Annotated in this window: 14 protein-coding genes; 8 read left to right on the top strand and 6 right to left on the bottom strand. The window is 39.7% G+C overall.

What is annotated here, in order from left to right:
- Window positions 1-379: 379 nt before the first annotated feature.
- The 4 genes from NWP21_RS03955 to NWP21_RS03970 all read left to right on the top strand — a co-directional run bounded on the left by NWP21_RS03955 (window position 380) and on the right by NWP21_RS03970 (window position 8855).
- Entirely contained in the window at window positions 380-3778 is a 3399-nt protein-coding gene (locus tag NWP21_RS03955; RefSeq protein WP_280791691.1) for a helicase-related protein, read from the top strand.
- Between the two features lie 141 nt (window positions 3779-3919).
- The gene (locus NWP21_RS03960) at window positions 3920-7885 is read left to right on the top strand and encodes an RNA-binding domain-containing protein (RefSeq protein WP_280791692.1); all 3966 of its coding nucleotides are present in this window, start codon (window positions 3920-3922) and stop codon (window positions 7883-7885) included.
- A gap of 492 nt (window positions 7886-8377) precedes the next feature.
- Window positions 8378-8596 carry a type II toxin-antitoxin system HicB family antitoxin gene (locus NWP21_RS03965; protein ID WP_280791693.1) on the top strand — a complete coding sequence of 73 codons (219 nt, stop codon included), beginning with the start codon at window positions 8378-8380 and terminating at the stop codon, window positions 8594-8596.
- 136 nt (window positions 8597-8732) lie between these two features.
- The gene (locus NWP21_RS03970; RefSeq protein ID WP_280791694.1) at window positions 8733-8855 is read left to right on the top strand and encodes a hypothetical protein; all 123 of its coding nucleotides are present in this window, start codon (window positions 8733-8735) and stop codon (window positions 8853-8855) included.
- Window positions 8856-8979: 124 nt separating this feature from the next.
- On the opposite strand, the gene NWP21_RS03975 is transcribed toward NWP21_RS03970, so the two are convergent.
- From NWP21_RS03975 to NWP21_RS03995, 5 genes are all read right to left on the bottom strand, one after another.
- The gene (locus NWP21_RS03975) at window positions 8980-9264 is read right to left on the bottom strand and encodes a HigA family addiction module antitoxin (RefSeq protein WP_280791695.1); all 285 of its coding nucleotides are present in this window, start codon (window positions 9262-9264) and stop codon (window positions 8980-8982) included.
- Between the two features lie 57 nt (window positions 9265-9321).
- The gene (locus NWP21_RS03980) at window positions 9322-9561 is read right to left on the bottom strand and encodes a type II toxin-antitoxin system RelE/ParE family toxin (protein ID WP_280791696.1); all 240 of its coding nucleotides are present in this window, start codon (window positions 9559-9561) and stop codon (window positions 9322-9324) included.
- 80 nt (window positions 9562-9641) lie between these two features.
- Window positions 9642-11123, bottom strand: a complete 1482-nt coding sequence (locus tag NWP21_RS03985; RefSeq protein ID WP_280791697.1) for a serine/threonine-protein kinase — start codon at window positions 11121-11123, stop codon at window positions 9642-9644.
- Between the two features lie 295 nt (window positions 11124-11418).
- Window positions 11419-11901: a DUF3368 domain-containing protein gene (locus tag NWP21_RS03990; protein WP_280791698.1), complete on the bottom strand. Its 483-nt coding sequence runs from the start codon at window positions 11899-11901 to the stop codon at window positions 11419-11421.
- Window positions 11898-12164 carry a UPF0175 family protein gene (locus NWP21_RS03995; RefSeq protein WP_280791699.1) on the bottom strand — a complete coding sequence of 89 codons (267 nt, stop codon included), beginning with the start codon at window positions 12162-12164 and terminating at the stop codon, window positions 11898-11900. The genes NWP21_RS03990 and NWP21_RS03995 overlap by 4 nt, the downstream gene beginning before the upstream one ends.
- Between NWP21_RS03995 and NWP21_RS04000 the strand changes: the two genes are divergently transcribed.
- Window positions 12159-12320 carry a hypothetical protein gene (locus tag NWP21_RS04000; RefSeq protein WP_280791700.1) on the top strand — a complete coding sequence of 54 codons (162 nt, stop codon included), beginning with the start codon at window positions 12159-12161 and terminating at the stop codon, window positions 12318-12320. The genes NWP21_RS03995 and NWP21_RS04000 overlap by 6 nt on opposite strands.
- A gap of 113 nt (window positions 12321-12433) precedes the next feature.
- On the opposite strand, the gene NWP21_RS04005 is transcribed toward NWP21_RS04000, so the two are convergent.
- A complete protein-coding gene (locus tag NWP21_RS04005) occupies window positions 12434-13807 on the bottom strand; it encodes a protein kinase (protein WP_280791701.1) in 1374 nt (457 codons plus the stop codon).
- Window positions 13808-14058: 251 nt separating this feature from the next.
- Here NWP21_RS04005 and gloA point away from each other — a divergent pair, with 251 nt between their 5' ends.
- The 3 genes from gloA to htpG all read left to right on the top strand — a co-directional run bounded on the left by gloA (window position 14059) and on the right by htpG (window position 19551).
- Entirely contained in the window at window positions 14059-14454 is a 396-nt protein-coding gene (gene gloA / locus NWP21_RS04010) for a lactoylglutathione lyase (protein WP_271762409.1), read from the top strand.
- A gap of 287 nt (window positions 14455-14741) precedes the next feature.
- Window positions 14742-17408: an ATP-dependent chaperone ClpB gene (gene clpB / locus NWP21_RS04015; protein ID WP_280791702.1), complete on the top strand. Its 2667-nt coding sequence runs from the start codon at window positions 14742-14744 to the stop codon at window positions 17406-17408.
- Window positions 17409-17601: 193 nt separating this feature from the next.
- Window positions 17602-19551: a molecular chaperone HtpG gene (gene htpG / locus NWP21_RS04020; RefSeq protein WP_280791703.1), complete on the top strand. Its 1950-nt coding sequence runs from the start codon at window positions 17602-17604 to the stop codon at window positions 19549-19551.
- The last annotated feature ends 2 nt before the right edge of the window (window positions 19552-19553 follow it).

Below are 19553 nucleotides of genomic sequence, written 5' to 3' on the forward strand. Positions count from 1 at the left end.
ACTATTCCCTATCCCCTATCCCCTATTCCCTATTCCCTACTCACTATTCCCTACTCACTATTCCCTGTTCCCTGTTCCCTGTTCCCTGTTCCCTTAAAACCATAATGATGATGTCCTAACCAATATGTCCGTTGCTATAAAACCCAATACTAATGTACTTTCATTTAGCGATCTGCTTGCAGATCGCCTGTGCCAGTTGCGTCAGTCCTATTAATAACTTATTTTTATATTAAAAACTTATATAAAAATAACTACATAAAATCGTTTTTTTGTTAAAATAAATAATAATATTTATCTGAGTTAATCTAAGTCAAACAAAAGGTAAAAAAGATTTTAGTAGCAAAAATTAGGTCAATTTAATAATTGATAAAAATAAATTATGCCGCGCATATTTGACAACATAGAATTACAATTATTGCCCATATTAAGAGATACACTTAAAGTCTCCTATAGAGCAGATTTTTGTGTGGGCTATTTTAATCTGAGAGGTTGGCGAAAAATAGATGATTTAATTGAACAATATATTGGTGGAGAACGCGCTTGTTGTCGGTTACTAATAGGAATGCAAGCTTTACCCAGTGATGAATTCCATGCTGCATTTACCCTTGGTACTGGTGAAGGAAAAATTGATAATAGTGCTATTGTTCGCTTCAAAAAACGCATGGCCTCTGAATTTCGCCAACAGTTAACTATTGGTGCGCCTACCAATGAAGATGAAACAGGGTTAAGGCGATTAAGTCACCAACTGAAAACAAAAAAATTAATTATTAAACTGTTTTTGCGCCACCCTCTCCACGCCAAACTATATCTTGTCCATCGCCAAGACCCGAACACACCCACAGTAGGATTTTTAGGTAGCAGTAACCTCACACTTCCTGGTTTGGCAAAGCAAGGAGAATTAAACGTTGACATTTTAGATCATGATGCTTGTAATAAACTCCAAAAATGGTTTGACGACCGTTGGAAAGATTACGGTTGTATAGATATCTCCCAAGAATTAGGGCAAATTATTGATGAAAGTTGGGCAAGATCAGAATTAATTCCTCCTTATCATATCTACCTCAAGATTGCTTATCATCTGTCCCATGAAGCTATCGCCGGAATTTCCGAATTTCGCATTCCCCGTGAATTTAATAACTTGTTTGAATTCCAAAAAGCAGCAGTACAATTAGCAGCACGTCATGTTACCAGACGTGGGGGTGTACTGGTTGGGGATGTAGTTGGTTTAGGGAAAACCTTAGTAGGAACTGCCCTAGGGAAAATATTACAAGAAGATTGTTATTTAGAGACGCTGATTATTTGTCCTAAAAACTTAGTAGAAATGTGGCAAGAATATGTAGATAAATATCGGCTGTATGCTAAGGTAATGCCAATTAGTAAAGTCCAGAATCAATTACCAGAACTACGCCGATACCGCGTTGTATTAATTGATGAAAGTCATAATTTACGTAACCGGGAAGGAAAACGTTATCGAGCAATTGCCGAATATATCGCTGCTAATGAAAGTAAATGTATTCTCTTATCTGCTACTCCCTACAATAAAACTTATTTAGACCTTTCTTCCCAATTGCGGCTATTTGTCCCAGAAGACGAAAATTTGGGATTTAGACCAGAAGCTTTAATTAATGAACTAGGAGGCGGAACTAGAGGAGAATTAGAGTTTATTAAAAAGCATCAATGTTCTGTACGTTCCTTAGCAGCATTTGAAAAAAGCGAACATCCTGATGATTGGCGAGAATTGATGAAACGCTACATGGTACGTCGGACTCGTTCATTTATTAAAGAAAATTATGCCCATGTTGACGAAGCTGGACGTAAATATTTAAAATTTGCAGATGGCAGTCGTTCTTTTTTCCCAGACCGCATACCTCGTACCATTAAATTCACCTTAGAAAATGCCAATTCTGACCCATACTCTCAACTTTATTCCGCATCAATAGTCGAAGTAATTAATCAACTTAATCTACCCCGCTATGGACTGGGTAATTACATTAATTCCAAACATAAACAACCACCGACAGAATCAGAACAACGCCAACTAAATAGTTTATTTCGCGGTGGGAGAAGGTTGATGGGTTTTTCCCGTACCAACTTATTTAAACGCTTAGAAAGTAGCGGTATTGCTTTTGTTCAATCAATTGAACGCCATATTTTACGTAACTTTATTTATTTATATGCAATAGAACAGGGGTTAGATATTCCTATTGGTACTCAGGATGCTGAACTATTAGATACTAGGAATAACGATGAAGATACAGATTCAGTTGCAGCAACTTTATTTGATACCGAAACAGAAGATGATGATTCTAGTAACGAGATTCCACAAGAAGAACAGGAAAATACAACTGTAACAGAAAAGAGTTTTTCTCAAAAAGCAGAATCAATTTACCAAGAATATACATCCAAATATAAAAAGCGATTTAAGTGGCTACGTTCTACATTATTTGACGTTAAAAGATTGAAACGAGATTTATTAGCAGATGCCAAATCTTTAATAAAAATATTACAGGAACTTGGACAATGGCAACTTCAGACAGATACAAAACTTGCAGCCCTAGTTAACCTTTTAACCAAAACTCACCCTCATGAAAAAGTTCTAATCTTCACACAATTTGCAGATACAGTTCATTATCTAACTGAGAATTTGCCAACTTGGAATATTACTAATGTGGCTGGAGTAACAGGACAATCTAAACATCCAACAGAAATTACCAGCAGATTTAGTCCTGTGAGTAATGGTAAACGAGAACAGATATCATCAAAACAAGAACTGCGCGTTTTAATTGCCACTGATATTCTCAGCGAAGGTCATAACTTACAAGATTGTGCAATTATTGTCAATTGGGATTTACCTTGGGCAATTATCCGTTTAATTCAAAGGGCAGGACGGGTAGACAGAATTGGACAAAATGCCGAAAAAATTCTCTGTTATTCCTTTTTACCAGCAGAAGGAGTAGAACGGATTATTAATTTACGGGGGAGACTTCGCCAAAGATTACAAGAAAATGCCGAAGTTGTAGGAACAGATGAAGCATTTTTTGAAGATGACGATACTCAAGTAATTCTTGATTTATATAATGAAAAATCGGGAATTTTAGATGGGGAAGAAGATGCAGAAGTAGATTTAACCTCAGAAGCATTTCAAATTTGGAAAAAAGCCACTGATAATAACCCAGCTTTGAAAAAGATAATTGAAGAAATGCCAAGTGTGGTTTATTCCACCCGCGCTCATACTCCCCAACCTGTGCAACCAGAAGGCGTACTACTGTACATGAAAACCACCGATGGTAATGATTCCTTAATTTATGTTGACAGGGAAGGTAACAGCGTTACTCAATCCCAATTGGGAGTGCTGAGGGCGGCGGCCTGTGCAGAATCTACACCAGCTATACCTAAAAATCAGCAGCACCATGAATTAGTGAAAAAGGGTGCGGAATTAATTGCCCAAGAAGAAAAAAATGCTGGTGGTCAGTTGGGAAGACCTTCTGGTGCAAGATTCCGTACCTATGAACGACTCAAAAGTTATGCACAGGAGATGAAAGGTACACTTTTTGTCACAGATGAACTGCTGAAAGCTATTGATGATATTTACCGTTATCCCTTGCGACAGTCAGCAATTGATACTCTCAATCGGCAACTACGAAGCGGTATCAGTAATCAGCAGTTGGCGGACTTAGTGGTAGCACTGCGAATGGACGAACGCTTGTGTATTGTCAGTGAAGAAGTAGAGAAGCGAGAACCCCAAATTATTTGTTCATTGGGATTGTTTCAAGCGTAACAGGCGTAAACTAATCTTCACTTTTTTTTAACATGACATATATTACACCTATTGCGTATAATTAAAAACTAATGATGCTAGTCACCATCAAAGTATTTGGGGACTATGGCTGGTTTATGCAGTTTCTTTATCTTAAATAATATGTCCATTGACTTCACCTCAAGCCGCGAACTGCTGCAAAATTTTAATTTTCAGGACTTATTCATCCAACAACTAGGGTGGGAGTCTCCAGGACGAGAAAAACCTGTGGTGATGGAAGTTGATGGCGAAAATTACACCCGTAGTAAAATAGCAGAATTAGCGGGGGCAGTTGTATTGCAAATTACCTCTGATTCTGGTCAAATACCTAATAGTAAGACCATTGAGGCAATTTATAGAGAAATCGCTGAATTACATTTAGAAAATTTGTTAATTTTTATTGATAGTGAGCGCACTCAATCATTATGGTATTGGGTGAAGAGAGAAGGAAATAAAATTTATCCCCGCAACCATGTTTATACTAAAAGTCAAGCCGGTGATTTACTCTTAGGTAAAATTAGTGCTTTGCGAGTTCCTATCGAGGAATTAGAAAATATTACAGTTATTGATATTGCAGAACGCTTACAAATAGGTTTCGATGTTGAACGAGTAACCAAGAAATTTTTCAATGAATTTCAACAACAACATACTACTTTTTTAAGTTTAATTAAGGGGATTGATAATGAAGCAGATAGGCGTTGGTATACTTCTGTTTTACTGAATCGCTTAATGCTTGTCTATTTTCTCCAACGCAAGGGATTTATTAAGGGGTTTGCAGATGATGTTGATAATACTCTCTATTTGCAAAATCAATTACAAAAAAGTCAAGCAAGAGGTGAAAATTTATTTTTTCAAGAATTTTTAAACGCTTTGTTCTTTGAAGGGTTTGCGAAACCTGAAGAACAACGTCTTGAACCCGCTAAAGCATTAATTGGTGATGTTAAATATTTGAATGGTGGATTATTTTTAAAGCATAAAATTGAGCAAGAATACAATAATATTTCTATCCCGGATTCGGCTTTTGAAAATGTATTGAATCTATTTGCTAAATTCTCTTGGAATTTGGATGATACACCAGGAGGTAATGATAATGAAATTAATCCCTATGTATTAGGTTATATTTTTGAAAAGTATATTAACCAAAAAGCTTTCGGTGCTTACTATACCCGTCCGGAAATTACCTCTTATTTATGCGACAGAACTATCAATAAACTCATTCTCGACCAGGTAAACCAATTAGCAGCACCCCGCAAGTTTGACAGTATTAATGATTTAATTACCAAACTAGATAGTAATTTATGTCAACGGTTACTTTATGATATTTTACCAAATCTTTCTTTATTAGATCCGGCTTGTGGTTCTGGTGCATTTTTGATTGCGGCACTGCAAACGCTGATTTATATTTATTCTAGTGTAATTGCCACGATTGAAATTAGAATTAAAGATCCGAGTCTTAAACAGCGTCTAGATAAAGACAGAGCCGCACATATTTCTCTACAATATTATATTAAAAAGCAAATTATCACTAATAATCTTTACGGCGTTGACATCATGCCGGAAGCGGTAGAAATTGCCAAACTGCGGTTATTTTTAGAATTGGTTGCTTCTGCTCATACTGTGGATGAATTAGAACCATTACCTAATATTGATTTTAATATTATGGCAGGTAATTCTTTAATTGGTTTAATTCGTGTTGATAAAACTGCTTTTGATGCCGTGGGAAACACACAGCAAGGAAATGTTTTACAAACTTTAGTTGCGACTCATTATCAGGTTATTTTAGAAGATAAAAATAAATCAATTGAACTTTACAAAAAACACGCTTTTATTCCAGGGGAAGAAAATCTTCCCGGGGGAGAGAAGGGAACACATCAAGATATACGGTTGTTAAATTTGCGACAACATATCGAAAAACTTAATCAAGAATCCCAAGGGAAGTTAAATAATTTATTGTTGGATGAGTTTAGTAAGCGGTTGGGTATTAAATATGAGGAAGTCCAATTAACTGGGAAGTCTAAGAAGCGTGTTTTGAACATTCAAGATATTGAAGAATTAAAGCCTTTTCACTGGGGTTATCATTTTGATAAGGTTTTAGCAAGAGGTGGTTTTGATGCAATTATTACTAACCCACCTTGGGAAATATTTAAGCCCCAAGCAAAGGAATTTTTCGCCCAGCATAGTGAACTGGTAACGAAAAACAAAATGGATATTAAATCTTTTGAAAAAGAACAAAAGCAGCTTTTAAAAGATGAAAAAATTGCTACAGCTTGGTTAGAATATCAGAGTGAATTTCCCCATGTCAGTGCTTACTATCGTTCAGCAGAACAGTATAAAAATCAGATTTCTGTTGTGAATGGTAAAAAGTCTGGTACAGATATTAATTTATATAAATTATTTGTAGAACAATGCTTCAACCTTTTACGTTCTGGTGGTGAATGTGGCATTGTGATTCCTAGCGGTATTTACACTGACTTAGGAACTAAACAACTACGAGAAATGTTGTTTAATCATACTCAAGTTACTGGACTATTCTGCTTTGAGAATCGCAAAGAGATTTTTGAAGGAGTTCATCGTAGTTTTAAGTTTGTTGTACTTACCTTTGAAAAAGGTGGAATAACCCAAGAATTCCCTGCTGCTTTTATGCGTCATGATGTTCAGGAGTTAACAATATTTCCTGGTAATGATAGTTTAAAGATTACTGTTGATTTAGTGCGGAAATTATCACCTGATTCTCTTTCTGTGATGGAGTTTAAGAAAGAGGTAGATATTAATATTGCTGAAAAAATGCTCAAGTTTCCTTTACTTGGTGAAAAGATAAACGGTAAGTGGAATTTGCGGTTAACTCGTGAATTTGATATGACAAATGATAGCAAGTTATTTCAGCAGCAACCAGGGAAGGGGAAATTACCACTTTACGAAGGGAAAATGATTCATCAGTTTATTCACCTTTATGCTCAACCCAGGTATTGGGTAGATGAACAGAAAGGGAGAAAAGCGTTATTAGGCAAGAATGGGATTGATGACGGTCAAGATTTAGATTATCAAAGTTATCGTTTAGGATTTAGGGATGTTGCTCGAAATACAGATATTCGTACAATGATATCAGGGATTATCCCGCCTCATATTTTTGTGGGTAATACACTAATTATTTCACAGCCATTAAGAAATCTAAATGAGTTAATTTTTATCTGTGCCATATTCAATAGCTTTACTTGTGATTTTATGATTCGCCAAAAAGTAACTGCACATTGTAATATGTTTTATGTATACCAACTACCAGTACCACGCTTAACAGAAGGAGATAAATACTTTAACGACATAGTACAACGTACAGCTAAACTTATTTGTACCACACCAGAATTTGACGAACTCGCCCAAGAAGTAGGACTAGAATCTCATAAAAATGGCGTAACCAACGAAACAGAACGCGCCCAACTGCGTGCAGAACTAGATGGAATCATAGCCCATGTTTACGGTTTAACAGAAGCAGAATTTAGTTATATTCTCACCACATTCCCCATTGTTCCCGAACCAGTCAAACAAGCAGCATTAGCAGCTTACCGCACCTTTGCACCCCTGACTGGAGATGCAGAAATTATCGAATTAATTCAACAGGGAGAAGGGGCAAAAATCGAGTTCAAATCAACAGCCCGTTGGAATTTACGCGATAATAAACAAGATAAAGTAATGGAACATGAAATCGTTAAAACTGTTGCGGCATTTTTAAATGCAGATGGGGGAACATTATTAATTGGAGTAAATGACGACGGCGAACCCTTGGGCTTAACAAATGACTATCAAACATTGAGAAAACAAAATAACGACGGCTATATGCTGTTTTTAAATAATGATTTACTGTTAAGAGAAATAGGTAAAGATAGTGGTACACTATTCCAAATTACCTTTCATCAAGTAAGTGGACAGGATGTATGTCGAGTAATTGTTAAACCTTCACCCAAACCTGTATATGTAAAAGTTAAAGATAATAGCGGTAGAGAAGAAGAGGTATTTTACCTTCGCAGTAATAACTCCAGCGTTAAACTTTCAACCAAAGAAGCTGTAGAATATAGTAAAAATCGGTGGGGGTAAATTTTATTGTGCAAAGATTTACAGGATCAAAATAACTATGGATTAATAAACTTGCAGATCGCACAGAGCGCAAAAGGGGCGATCGCACTAGGGCTGCGGCACCCAGCAGACGGGGAATAAATTAAGCGTCTGATAGCCAAAGTCCACTAAAAGTGGACTATTAGGTTACATAGGATACTCTGTGTAACCCATAACCCGATTTATAATGTTATATTTAACACTTATTCAGTCGGATTCATCCGACTTCCGCTTTTAGACGGGGGTTTCTAACCCCCGGCTCCCTGAGCAGATCCCATTGTCACATATAGGACTCCTATTCGATTTCTGAACAATTTCTGTTCCCTGTTCCCTGTTCGGTGTGTTCCCTTTCCTCACTGATAATTTCTCAACTCAAATAGGATGACTATAGTATCGAATTTACACCGGCGATGCGATCGCTGATCTTGTCACGAATTATCATTTAAAATATAGTAGAGTTCTAAAAAAAGTGATATGAAAGCAGAATTAACTGCCATCATTGAAAAAGCAACGGAAGGAGGATACTGGGCAATTTGTCCAGAAATTCCCGGTGCTAATGGACAAGGTGAAAGCATAGAAGAAGCCAAAGAAAACTTAAAACTTGCTATTCAAATGATTTTTGAAGATCGTGTCGCAGATATCCGCAGGGGACTAACAGAGGAATCAATAGAAGAGACTATTTCAATTCCATGAAACGTAAGGAATTAGAACAAAAGTTACGGTGCTTCTCATTCTCTGTGGATTAACCCTGAAACCGGAGTCATTGAAGCTGTACCAAGACATACAGAAATTAAGGAATTGTTAGCTCAGAAAATTCTTAAAAGCTTAAATGCTGAATAGGCGATGGCAAAAAGCGAAAACAACCGCGAAACTGCCGATTAATGTGAATCAGCGATCGCACATTATGGAAGCGATTATTTTTACTTTTGTATTAGTGGAAATCTACTATTAACCTTGGGTACGTCAAAATCTGCTAGAAAGTCCGGTGATCTTAAAATTGGCAGCGATCGCGAAGCGCTGCTGCAAGCAGATCGCATATTATGGAAGGGATAATTTTTACTTTTGTATTAGTGAAATCAACTATTAACCTTGGGTGGTTCAAGGGTATCGAGGGTTTTGAGGTCATAGGTAGCCTGGAGGACCAGCCAAGAATTAGCATCACCACCAAAGTAGCGGGCGAGGCGTTCGGCGGTATCCGCAGTGATTGATCGTTGTTCGTCCAAAATCTCTTGAATTTGCGATGGGGGAAGGTGCAAGGCTACACCAAGGGCTTCTGCACCCATCTCCAGGGGTTTGAGAAAGTCTTCCCGGAGAATTTCACCGGGATGCACGGGTCGCATTTTATTAATTGGTCTATTCATAGGTTGATTACGTCCCTTTTAGTGATAGTCAATAATCTCCACATCAACGGAGCCCCATTATGTCCAGCGAAAACAAAGGCGAAACTGTCGATTAATGCGAATACTGTACTGACCCTTACGATCGCCTTTCAAAGCTTCTAGTTGATTTCCCGGCGGAGAACTCAAGAAATCAATGGTCTGAGCCGCATCCAGTTGGGTTAACTTACGGATGGCGATGTCCTTGAATGCACGGAATTTAGGTGGATCTCCCCCCTCAAACAGTAAGCGGGTCTGTTTGCAAGCGAAGGATTGAATCATTCGATCACCGGGTAATCAGTTATGAATCTTGGTCAAAGGTAATTGTTTTTACCCAAACCCTAGGGTGTTTCCTTTATGGGTTACTGTTTACAAGTTTTGAAGAAATTCCTTCTTACATTATACCCCCAAGGACCAGCCCCCCCTCCCCATCCTGATCTACCAGGAAGTTGCCCCTGCCGATAACCAAATTTGAGTACTCCGCCCGTACCCGTCTCGGCCTTTTCCCTAACTTGTGTAGGCCATAACCAAGTACCTCCCCTTCTCCAGCCCACTCTATCTCCAAAGGCTTTCCAGACTTCTTGATTATACTCCCCAGTACCAACCTCGTTTTCCTTTTCCTCGACTAATCTCTCATGAATATCGTTCTGTACGGAAAAACCAAAATGTCTTTCGCTATGTTTTAACCACAAGTCGTCGATGATACGAAAATCCTTACAGGAAAAATTCTCAACGCTTTTTAAATCTAACCATCCTTCCTTTTCCCGATTCGCCACTGCTAACATTACCTGAAGTGTTTCTATATCCGCCTCTTTCCACTTACCTACTGCTAGGAGTTGTTCCAGGTTGGCATATTGAGGAGGTACATCTGGGGAATTTGGTATTGGGTCAATAGGAGGAGGAATTAAAATATTTATTACTTCATGCACAAGTAACACTGCAGCCACTATAAATATAAATCGTCCCACTGCTAATACTAGCATTTTTAGTGATATTGGTGGATTGTTTCCGTCCCGTTTTAGTTCTTTGATAAACTCTGATACATTCTTTGTTCTGTCCCTTGGTTCTAAAGCCATTCCTTTTAATATGGCATCATTCACGCTTTGATTAATTTGGGGATTGTAACTCTTAGGTGCTGGGAGTGGTTCCCTTTCGTATTTACGATTTAATGCTGGTACTGGTGATGTTCTTCCCTGCTTTTGCAATCCATCGGCGGTTAACAGATAATATAATGTGGCTGCTAGGGCGTATACATCCGTATGGTGTCCAAAGTTACCTCTGGTTTGATATTGTTCTATGGGTGCATAACCTTGAGTCAGAGAACTACTCATACTCCCAGTAGCTATCATTCTCGCCAATCCAAAATCTATTAAAACTGCTTCTTGCTGATTTTTCCTTAACAGGATGTTATCTGGCTTCACATCCCGATGTAAATAATCCTGTTGATGAATATACTCTAATGCCTGTCCGATTTGGTTAATATAAATTAAAGCGTCTTTTTCTGTTAGTTGTCCCTTGGTTTCCACATATTTGGATAGTGACACCCCATCTATATACTCCATGACTACGCCAAAAAGTTGCCCTTCCTGAATCACTTCATAAACTTTCACCACATGGGGATGATTGAAACGACTAACAGTTACTGCTTCGTTAATAAACTTGATCTGCTGATCTGAAAAATCACTCCGTAACTGCATTGTCGGGTTGAGGGTTTTAATGGCAAATATTTCCCCGCTTCTGGTATCCTTAGCCTTATAGGTAATACCAAAGCCACCACTCCCCAATACCTGCTCAATGGTCAATCTACCGTTATTAATTAGCTGCCCTGGTTGCCAGATAATCATATCAGTCCGGTCAATTTTGACATGATTATAACATTAGATCACGGAATTTCTTTGATAAATTCCGGGGATCTGAAAATTGGCAGCGATAGCGAAGCGCTGCTGCAACCAGATCGCACTAGGGCTGCTGTACTGAGCAAATCCATTGTATAGTATCGAATTTGCACTGGCGATTGCTTTTTGTTATGGTAGTTATTAGAACATATTGTCTTTGGTTAACGTTTAATAGTGATCCGTTGACAAGTCAGAAGTATTACACAGTCATCAATCATTAGTTATTGCTCAACACTTAACCTATTTAATCTGACCTTTGATGACGATTTAACACAAATGTTAATAATTTAGATTCTGCCCGAAAGTTAGTTTTCTGCAAAGCCTGAATTGCTGATGAAATTTCTACTAAATTTAGACTAGCTGCTACATCTAAAATACCCAATAAACCAGTGACTTTTAATTTCTTTTGTTGTGCTGCTTTACGAGCAGCTTTTTCATCCAAAATAATTAAATCTGCCCGTAATTGTTCCGCTAACATAATAGCCTCTTTTTCACCGGGATGAAGATGCTTTAACATTGGATCATCCAACATAGTAACTGAGCAAATTTCCAACCATTTTGGTGGTGTATTCATCCAACTTTGTACTTCTGTAGGTGAGCCTTTTGCAGTTAATTCTTTATAAACAGAACAGGGAACTAAAATTTTACCAAATAGCTGGGGAAGAAGTTCAATTTTTCCAATAATAACTAAATAACAAATTGGCGACGTATCTGCAATAACAATCATTGAGATAAAACCTGATTTATATTTTGGATATCTTGTTCTAAATCTTCTTCTGTATAATCAAGAACAGCATCAGATTCTTGAAGAAACTGTTCTGTTTCCCAGCGGTCAGCAAACTTGAGTAATTCTTGAACTTGTGCAGAAGTCATAATCCCACCTCTATAGGCTTCTAATGCTATGGCTTCTAAAATTTTCTGAGGTAAATCTTGCCAGCTTTTTTGTAACTGGTTGCCGATATCTTCTGGCAGTTCAATGGTAATTTGCATATCAATACATTAATTATTGTTAGTCTGCTGTTTGATGCCTCTGTTCATATTCTAATTGCTATTTCTCATCTATTACGAAATTTACACGGGCGATGGCTACAACTTACCCTAGGCGATCGCGAAGCGCTGCTGCAAGCAGATCGCATTATCACATAGTATCGAATTTACACGGGCGATGCGATCGCTGATATTGTCACCAATTATTATTTAAAATGGGGTGAGGGTGCGGTAAATCAGGCGATCGCCTGTATTTTACTCCCCAATCTCAGCTATTCTGGTGTATAAACAAATTCTAAAGCTCTTTTGAATGCTGCGGCGTTTTTAAAGTGAATCTGTGGTTTTTCTACCAGTCCTAAATCAATCACCTCAGCTAATTTCTTGGGAATATTTGCATCCCTTTCTAGAATTGGTATAGGCTTATTTTCTAAGATTGATAACAGGGGATCCTTGGTAAAATTTCTGGCATAACTACCTGTGAGCATATTATACAAGGATGCTGCTACTGCCCACACATCTGCTTCTGGCTGTACATACTTGAAGTTTAACAGCTGTTGACGACACATAAAACCTGCGCTTCCCGCTTTTGTCCCTGTCAGGGAATGTCCACTTAACCCAGCTAAATCAAAGGCTTTGGCTAAACCATAGTCAGCAATTTTAGCTGTAACTTGATTACCCTGACGAGTGAGTAACATATTCGCAGGTTTTAAGTCTCTATGGACTAATCCCTTACCCTTGCCAATTCTACCATCCCTTAATCTGACATTGGGGATTTCCGCACTATGGGTATATACCAGTCCATCCAGAATTTGCAGGATGATGGGAACAGCAATATTAATGGGCAGTTTACCACCATATTTCTCCATTAAATCGGCAACACTGCCTGCATTACAATATTCCATCGTTAAAAATAAAATTTCTTGAAAATACCCATAGGTTTTAAATTTCACTACATGGGGATGTGATAAAGCCATCATATTCTCTGCTTCCCGTGAAAAATTCTGGATGGCTTTTTGATTCCCCATGTGGGCTGGTAACATCACCTTGATGGCTATAGGTTCCCCGGTATTTTCATCTTTTGCTTTATAAACTTCTCCAAATCCTCCTTTACCTAGTAGTTTAATATCTCTATATCCCTTGAGCGGTAGTAATTCTGGTTGTTGTTCCTTAGCAGCTAATCCTAACCACTCTTTAATAATTTCTCGGAAGTTAACCGGTGGTGCATCGGGGGGATTTAGGTTAGTAGAATCGGAATCAACGGATATATCTATTTGGGCTGATGGGTATTGAATGCTGACATGAAATACCGTATTTCCCAGTTTGATTTTGTCTTGATTTTGTAGGTCGTATTCGGGAAAGTTTAATTTTGTCCCCTGTTCTGGCGTGTGATCTGGTGACCTTTGACCAATCTTTGATCCGTTAACATAAGTACCATTTAAACTGCCAAAATCCCTAATTCTCACATGGGGAGGATTAATGTCTAATAAACAATGATATCGAGATACAGTAATGTGTTCTGTGTCACTTGGCAACTGAATGTTACACTCAGAGCTTCTACCTATAATACAGGTGGTGCGCTCTGTGAAAGTATATTGTTGCCCTTGTAGTTTGCCCTGTGTAAGAGTTAAGGTAATTTCACTAGGCATAATGTGAGAATTGATTTTACCTTGACTATTTTAAAAGTAAGATGAAGAGGTTGTAAATGTTTTGGTGTGGGTGATCATATTTGCTCATACCATGGGTATTTGCTGTCCCCGGTTGATGGAAAATTCCTCAGTGTCCTACTAAGAGACTGGGAGGGGCGATCGCGAAGCGCTGCTGCAAGCAGATCGCCTACAGCAGTCTGGCTTTAGAATAGAAGAATAAAATACAAGTCAGAATTAACAGTAAGGTGAATATGCGATTACTACACACAATGCTCAGAGTAGGTAACCTAGAAGAGTCTTTGAAATTTTACTGCGAACTCCTGGGGATGAAATTGTTACGCCAAAAAGACTACCCCGGTGGGGAATTTACCTTGGCGTTTATCGGCTACGGCGATGAAAGCCAAAACACCGTGATAGAATTAACTTATAATTGGGGAGTAGAAAAGTACGACTTAGGTAACGCCTATGGTCACATCGCCTTGGGTGTAGATGATATTTATACCACTTGTGAGGCAATTAAACAACGGGGCGGTAAGGTAACCCGGGAACCAGGACCGATGAAACACGGTTCTACAGTTATTGCTTTTGTAGAAGACCCAGATGGATATAAAATTGAACTAATTCAGATGGGAAGGGTCAGCACCTAGATAAGATAGTCTGTCAGGGATGGGCGGCTTTGGGTCTGACACTCATCGGCTACAATTGCTCAGGAAATTCCTCCCAATCTTCACCCCATGACAAGAGTTTTATCCTAACTGTATGGGAAGTGGTGACTGGCAAAATCATTAAAATAATTGAGGATGACTAAACAAGATTTTCATCCTAGGCTAATTACAGAGGAGACGGCCAGAGCGTCAGAAACCTGCGCCCGACCGTCACCCAAAACTCATAGATTAAAACTTTTCTGAACCAACCCAATCTCAAATCCTTAAAGATGCAGCCTACAGATCCCAATAAATTTACTGATACAGCCTGGGAAGCGATTGTCAAATCTCAGGATATAGTGCGTGGATATCAACAACAACAATTAGAAGTAGAACATTTAATTATAGCCCTTTTACAAGAACCTACCAGTTTAGCTGTGCGGATATTCACCCGCGCTGAGGTTGATCCCCTGCGGTTACAACAGCAGTTAGAAGCTTTTACCAAGCGTCAACCCAAAGTTGGGAAAAATGATCAGCTTTATCTGGGGCGCTCTCTAGATATCTTACTAGATAAGGCAGAAGAAACCAGGCTAAGAATGGAGGATGGTTATATCTCAGTAGAACACATCATTTTGGCTTTTGCCGATGATGAACGGATTGGAAAACGGATTCTCAAAAGTTTTGACACAGATAGCGCTAAGTTAGCAACTCACATTAAAAGTGTTCGCGGTACCCAAAAGGTAACAGACCAAAACCCAGAATCTCGCTATGAAGCACTACAAAAATTTGGCAGAGATTTAACTGAACAAGCAAAAGCAGGAAAATTAGACCCGGTAATTGGGAGAGATGACGAAATTCGCCGGGTAATTCAGGTATTATCTCGCCGTAGTAAGAATAACCCCGTGCTGATTGGGGAACCAGGGGTGGGTAAAACTGCGATCGCCGAAGCTCTAGCACAGCGTATGGTTAATGGCGATGTCCCGGAATCTCTAAAAAATCGTCAATTGATTTCCTTAGATATTGGTAGTTTAATCGCCGGGGCGAAATTGCGGGGGGAATTTGAAGAACGCCTGAAAACAGTTCTCAAGGAAGTCACCGAGTCTAACGGTCAAATTGTCCTATTTATCGATGAACTACACACCGTTGTCGGTACTGGTTCCAATCAACAAGGAGCTATGGACGCGGGTAACTTACTCAAACCCATGTTAGCTCGGGGAGAATTACGCTGTATTGGAGCGACCACCTTAGATGAATACAGGAAATTTATTGAAAAAGACGCAGCTCTAGAACGCCGTTTTCAGCAGGTTGTCGTCGGTCAACCCAGTGTAGAAAATACCATTTCTATTCTCCGGGGGTTAAAGGAACGGTACGAAGTTCACCACAATGTCAAAATTTCTGACTCAGCTTTAGTCGCCGCTGCTACTTTGTCCGCCCGTTATATTGCTGACCGCTTTTTACCAGATAAGGCCATAGACTTGGTAGATGAAGCCGCGGCTCAATTGAAAATGGAAATTACCTCTAAACCAGCGGAATTAGAAGCCATTGACCGCCGCTTGATGCAGTTGGAAATGGAAAAGCTATCTTTGGCGGGGGAAGAAAAGGAAACCGCCCCAGCTAGGGAGCGCTTTGAGCGCATTGAACAAGAAATTGCCACTTTGACGGTAAAACAGCAAGAGTTTAATGAACAATGGCAAGGGGAAAAACAGTTATTAGAGGCTATTAGTAGCTTAAAAAAAGAAGAGGACGCTTTGCGGGTGCAAATTGAACAGGCAGAAAGAGCCTATGATTTGAATAAGGCAGCCCAGTTAAAGTATGGTAAACTCGAAGGGGTGCAACGCGATCGCGAAGCTAAAGAAGCCCAACTATTAAAAATTCAAAGCCAAGGCTCTACATTATTGCGCGAACAAGTCACCGAAGCTGACATCGCCGAAATTGTCGCTAAGTGGACTGGTATACCGGTGAATCGCCTCTTAGCCTCGGAACGCCAAAAACTCCTAAAACTCGAACAACATTTACATCAACGGGTAATTGGACAGCAGGAAGCAGTGACCGCCGTATCCGCAGCCATTCGTCGCGCCCGTGCGGGAATGAAAGACCCCGGCCGTCCCATTGGTTCATTCCTGTTTATGGGACCCACAGGGGTAGGTAAAACTGAACTAGCGAGGGCTTTAGCGCAGTTTCTCTTTGATTCCGATGATGCTTTGGTGCGTTTGGATATGTCCGAGTATATGGAAAAACACTCTGTATCTCGCCTGGTGGGTGCGCCTCCAGGATATGTGGGTTATGAGGAAGGGGGTCAACTTTCCGAAGCTGTGCGCCGTCACCCCTATTCCGTGGTGCTACTAGATGAAGTCGAAAAAGCCCACCCCGATGTATTTAATATATTGCTGCAAGTTTTAGATGATGGGAGAATTACTGACTCTCAGGGTAGAGTCGTAGATTTTCGGAATACCGTCATAGTCATGACTAGTAACATCGGTAGCGAATATATTTTAGATGTGTCTGGGGATGAGAGTAAGTATGAAATGATGCAAAAACGGGTCACAGATGCACTGCGATCGCACTTCCGCCCAGAATTTCTCAACCGGGTAGATGATATCATCCTCTTCCACCCCCTGAGCCGTGCAGAAATGCGCGACATCATCCGCATCCAACTAAAAAGGGTAGAAAACCTCTTACAAGAGCAGAAAATCTCCTTTGACATATCCGCCGCCGCCTGTGATTATTTAGTAGAAGTAGGCTATGACCCAATTTACGGCGCACGTCCTTTAAAAAGAGCAATTCAGCGAGAAGTAGAAAACCCCCTAGCTACCAAATTACTAGAAAATACCTTCATCCCTGGAGACACTATTTACATCGATAAACAAGACCAGGGTTTAAGCTTTAGTAAAACAGTCCCCCTCAAAGTGACTATTTCACCATCAACCCTCACAGTATTAGAGTCAAAAACCCAGTAAAAAGCTCTGTTCTCCCCTAGGGTAGACCTAAGTATCTCAGCCAAGATACGGAAATCCGAATCATACCATGGGGGGGAAACAATGCCCAAATTACGGTGCAATAGCCGGGACTATACCTTTAAAATTCTATAGGTAGGAATCTCTAAATCCTGCTGACAGCTAAAATCAGATATTAACATCAAATTTACCAGTCATGCTCGAACAAGGCACAATCAGTATTCATACTGAAAATATTTTTCCCATTATCAAAAAGTCCCTGTACTCAGACCATCAAATCTTCTTCCGGGAATTAGTATCTAACGCCGTTGACGCCATCCAAAAGCTGAATATGGTATCCCGTGCTGGGGAATTTAGCGGCGATATCGGTGAACCAGAAATTCAAATTACCATCGATAAAGGTAAAAAAACCCTAGCCATCAGTGATAATGGCATTGGTATGACCGCCGAAGAAGTGAAGAAATATATCAATCAGGTGGCTTTCTCCAGTGCTGAAGAATTTATTCACAAGTATGAAGGTAAATCAGACCAACCGATAATTGGTCACTTTGGTTTGGGTTTTTACTCCTCCTTTATGGTGGCGCAAAAAGTAGAAATTGATACACTGTCCTATAAAGAAGGAGCCCAAGCTGTTCACTGGACCTGTGACGGTTCCCCAGCTTTTACTTTAGATGAGTCCACCCGCAGCACACGCGGTACTACTATTACTCTCACCCTCCAAGGAGAGGAAGAAGAATTTTTAGAAGCAGCACGAATTAGGAATCTTGTCAAGACTTATTGCGACTTCATGCCAGTACCGATTAAACTGGAAGGTGAAGTTTTGAATAGGCAAAAGGCACCTTGGCGGGAGTCTGCTCATAACCTCACTCAGGAAGATTATTTAGAATTTTATCGCTACTTGTACCCCTTTCAGGAGGAACCGCTGTTATGGGTGCATTTAAATACTGATTACCCCTTTATTATTAACGGGATTTTGTATTTCCCTAAAATGCGCCCCGATGTGGATGTGACTAAAGGACAAATTAAGCTGTTCTGTAATCAAGTTTTTGTCAGCGATAACTGTGAAGAAATTATACCCCAGTTTCTTATGCCCATGCGGGGTGTAATTGATAGTACAGATATTCCTTTGAATGTCTCCCGCAGTGCATTACAAGGCGATCGCACAGTGCGCAAAATCGGCGACTATATAGCCAAGAAAGTAGGCGATCGCCTCAAAGAATTATACCGCGACCACCGCGACCAATACATCAACGCTTGGAAAGACCTCGGCACCTTTGTAAAATTCGGTGTTCTCAACGACGAGAAATTTAAAAAACAAATCGAAGACATCATCATCTTCCGCACCACAGCCAAACTGGAAGAAAAAGCCGAAACCCCCACATCAGAAGGGGATGCGTGGGAAACTACCACCTCAAACTCATCTGCGCTACCATACACAACCCTGAAAGAATACCTGGAACGTAACGAAGAACGCCATAAAAACCGCGTATTCTACAGCACCGATGAAACCAGTCAATCCGCATATATAGAACTTCACAAAAACCAAGGGTTAGAAGTCCTATTTATGGACTCATTCATCGACACCCACTTTATTAACTTCCTAGAGCGGGAATATTCCGATGTGAAATTTACCCGGGTAGACTCCGACCTAGATAATACCCTGCTAGACCAAGACAAAACCGGGGAAATAGTTGACCCCAAAACCAACAAAACCAAGAGCGAGACCATTAAAGAACTCTTTGAAAAATCCCTCAACAAACCCAAGGTTAACATCCGCACCGAAGCCTTAAAATCAGAAGACCCCCAAGGAACACCACCCGCAATGGTACTCTTACCAGAAATTCTGCGTCGTATGCGGGAAATGAGCGCCATGATGCAACAACAAAATGTAGAATTCCCCGAAGACCATATTTTATTGGTGAATACCGCTCATCCTCTGATTCAAAACCTAGCAAATCTCAACCAAGGTAGTATTATTCAGGGAGATGGTCAATCATCTACAGAGCCATTAGTTACCATGATTTGTCAACACGTCTATGATTTAGCCCTCATGACTCAAAAAGGATTTGACCCCCAAGGAATGAAATCCTTTGTTGAACGCTCCAATGAAGTGCTGACTAAGCTGACAGAACAAGCCAGCAAATAGAA

The sequence above is a fragment of the Anabaenopsis sp. FSS-46 genome (assembly GCF_029891665.1).
Classification (GTDB): Bacteria; Cyanobacteriota; Cyanobacteriia; order Cyanobacteriales; family Nostocaceae; genus Anabaenopsis; species Anabaenopsis arnoldii.

Coding starts and splice junctions, on each gene's coding strand:
- NWP21_RS03955 (WP_280791691.1), top strand. CDS start 380: ATGCCGCGCATATTTGACAACATAGAATTACAATTATTGCCCATATTA.
- NWP21_RS03960 (WP_280791692.1), top strand. CDS start 3,920: ATGTCCATTGACTTCACCTCAAGCCGCGAACTGCTGCAAAATTTTAAT.
- NWP21_RS03965 (WP_280791693.1), top strand. CDS start 8,378: ATGAAAGCAGAATTAACTGCCATCATTGAAAAAGCAACGGAAGGAGGA.
- NWP21_RS03970 (WP_280791694.1), top strand. CDS start 8,733: ATGCTGAATAGGCGATGGCAAAAAGCGAAAACAACCGCGAAACTGCCG.
- NWP21_RS03975 (WP_280791695.1), bottom strand. CDS start 9,264: ATGAATAGACCAATTAATAAAATGCGACCCGTGCATCCCGGTGAAATT.
- NWP21_RS03980 (WP_280791696.1), bottom strand. CDS start 9,561: ATGATTCAATCCTTCGCTTGCAAACAGACCCGCTTACTGTTTGAGGGG.
- NWP21_RS03985 (WP_280791697.1), bottom strand. CDS start 11,123: ATGATTATCTGGCAACCAGGGCAGCTAATTAATAACGGTAGATTGACC.
- NWP21_RS03990 (WP_280791698.1), bottom strand. CDS start 11,901: ATGATTGTTATTGCAGATACGTCGCCAATTTGTTATTTAGTTATTATT.
- NWP21_RS03995 (WP_280791699.1), bottom strand. CDS start 12,164: ATGCAAATTACCATTGAACTGCCAGAAGATATCGGCAACCAGTTACAA.
- NWP21_RS04005 (WP_280791701.1), bottom strand. CDS start 13,807: ATGCCTAGTGAAATTACCTTAACTCTTACACAGGGCAAACTACAAGGG.
- gloA (WP_271762409.1), top strand. CDS start 14,059: ATGCGATTACTACACACAATGCTCAGAGTAGGTAACCTAGAAGAGTCT.
- clpB (WP_280791702.1), top strand. CDS start 14,742: ATGCAGCCTACAGATCCCAATAAATTTACTGATACAGCCTGGGAAGCG.
- htpG (WP_280791703.1), top strand. CDS start 17,602: ATGCTCGAACAAGGCACAATCAGTATTCATACTGAAAATATTTTTCCC.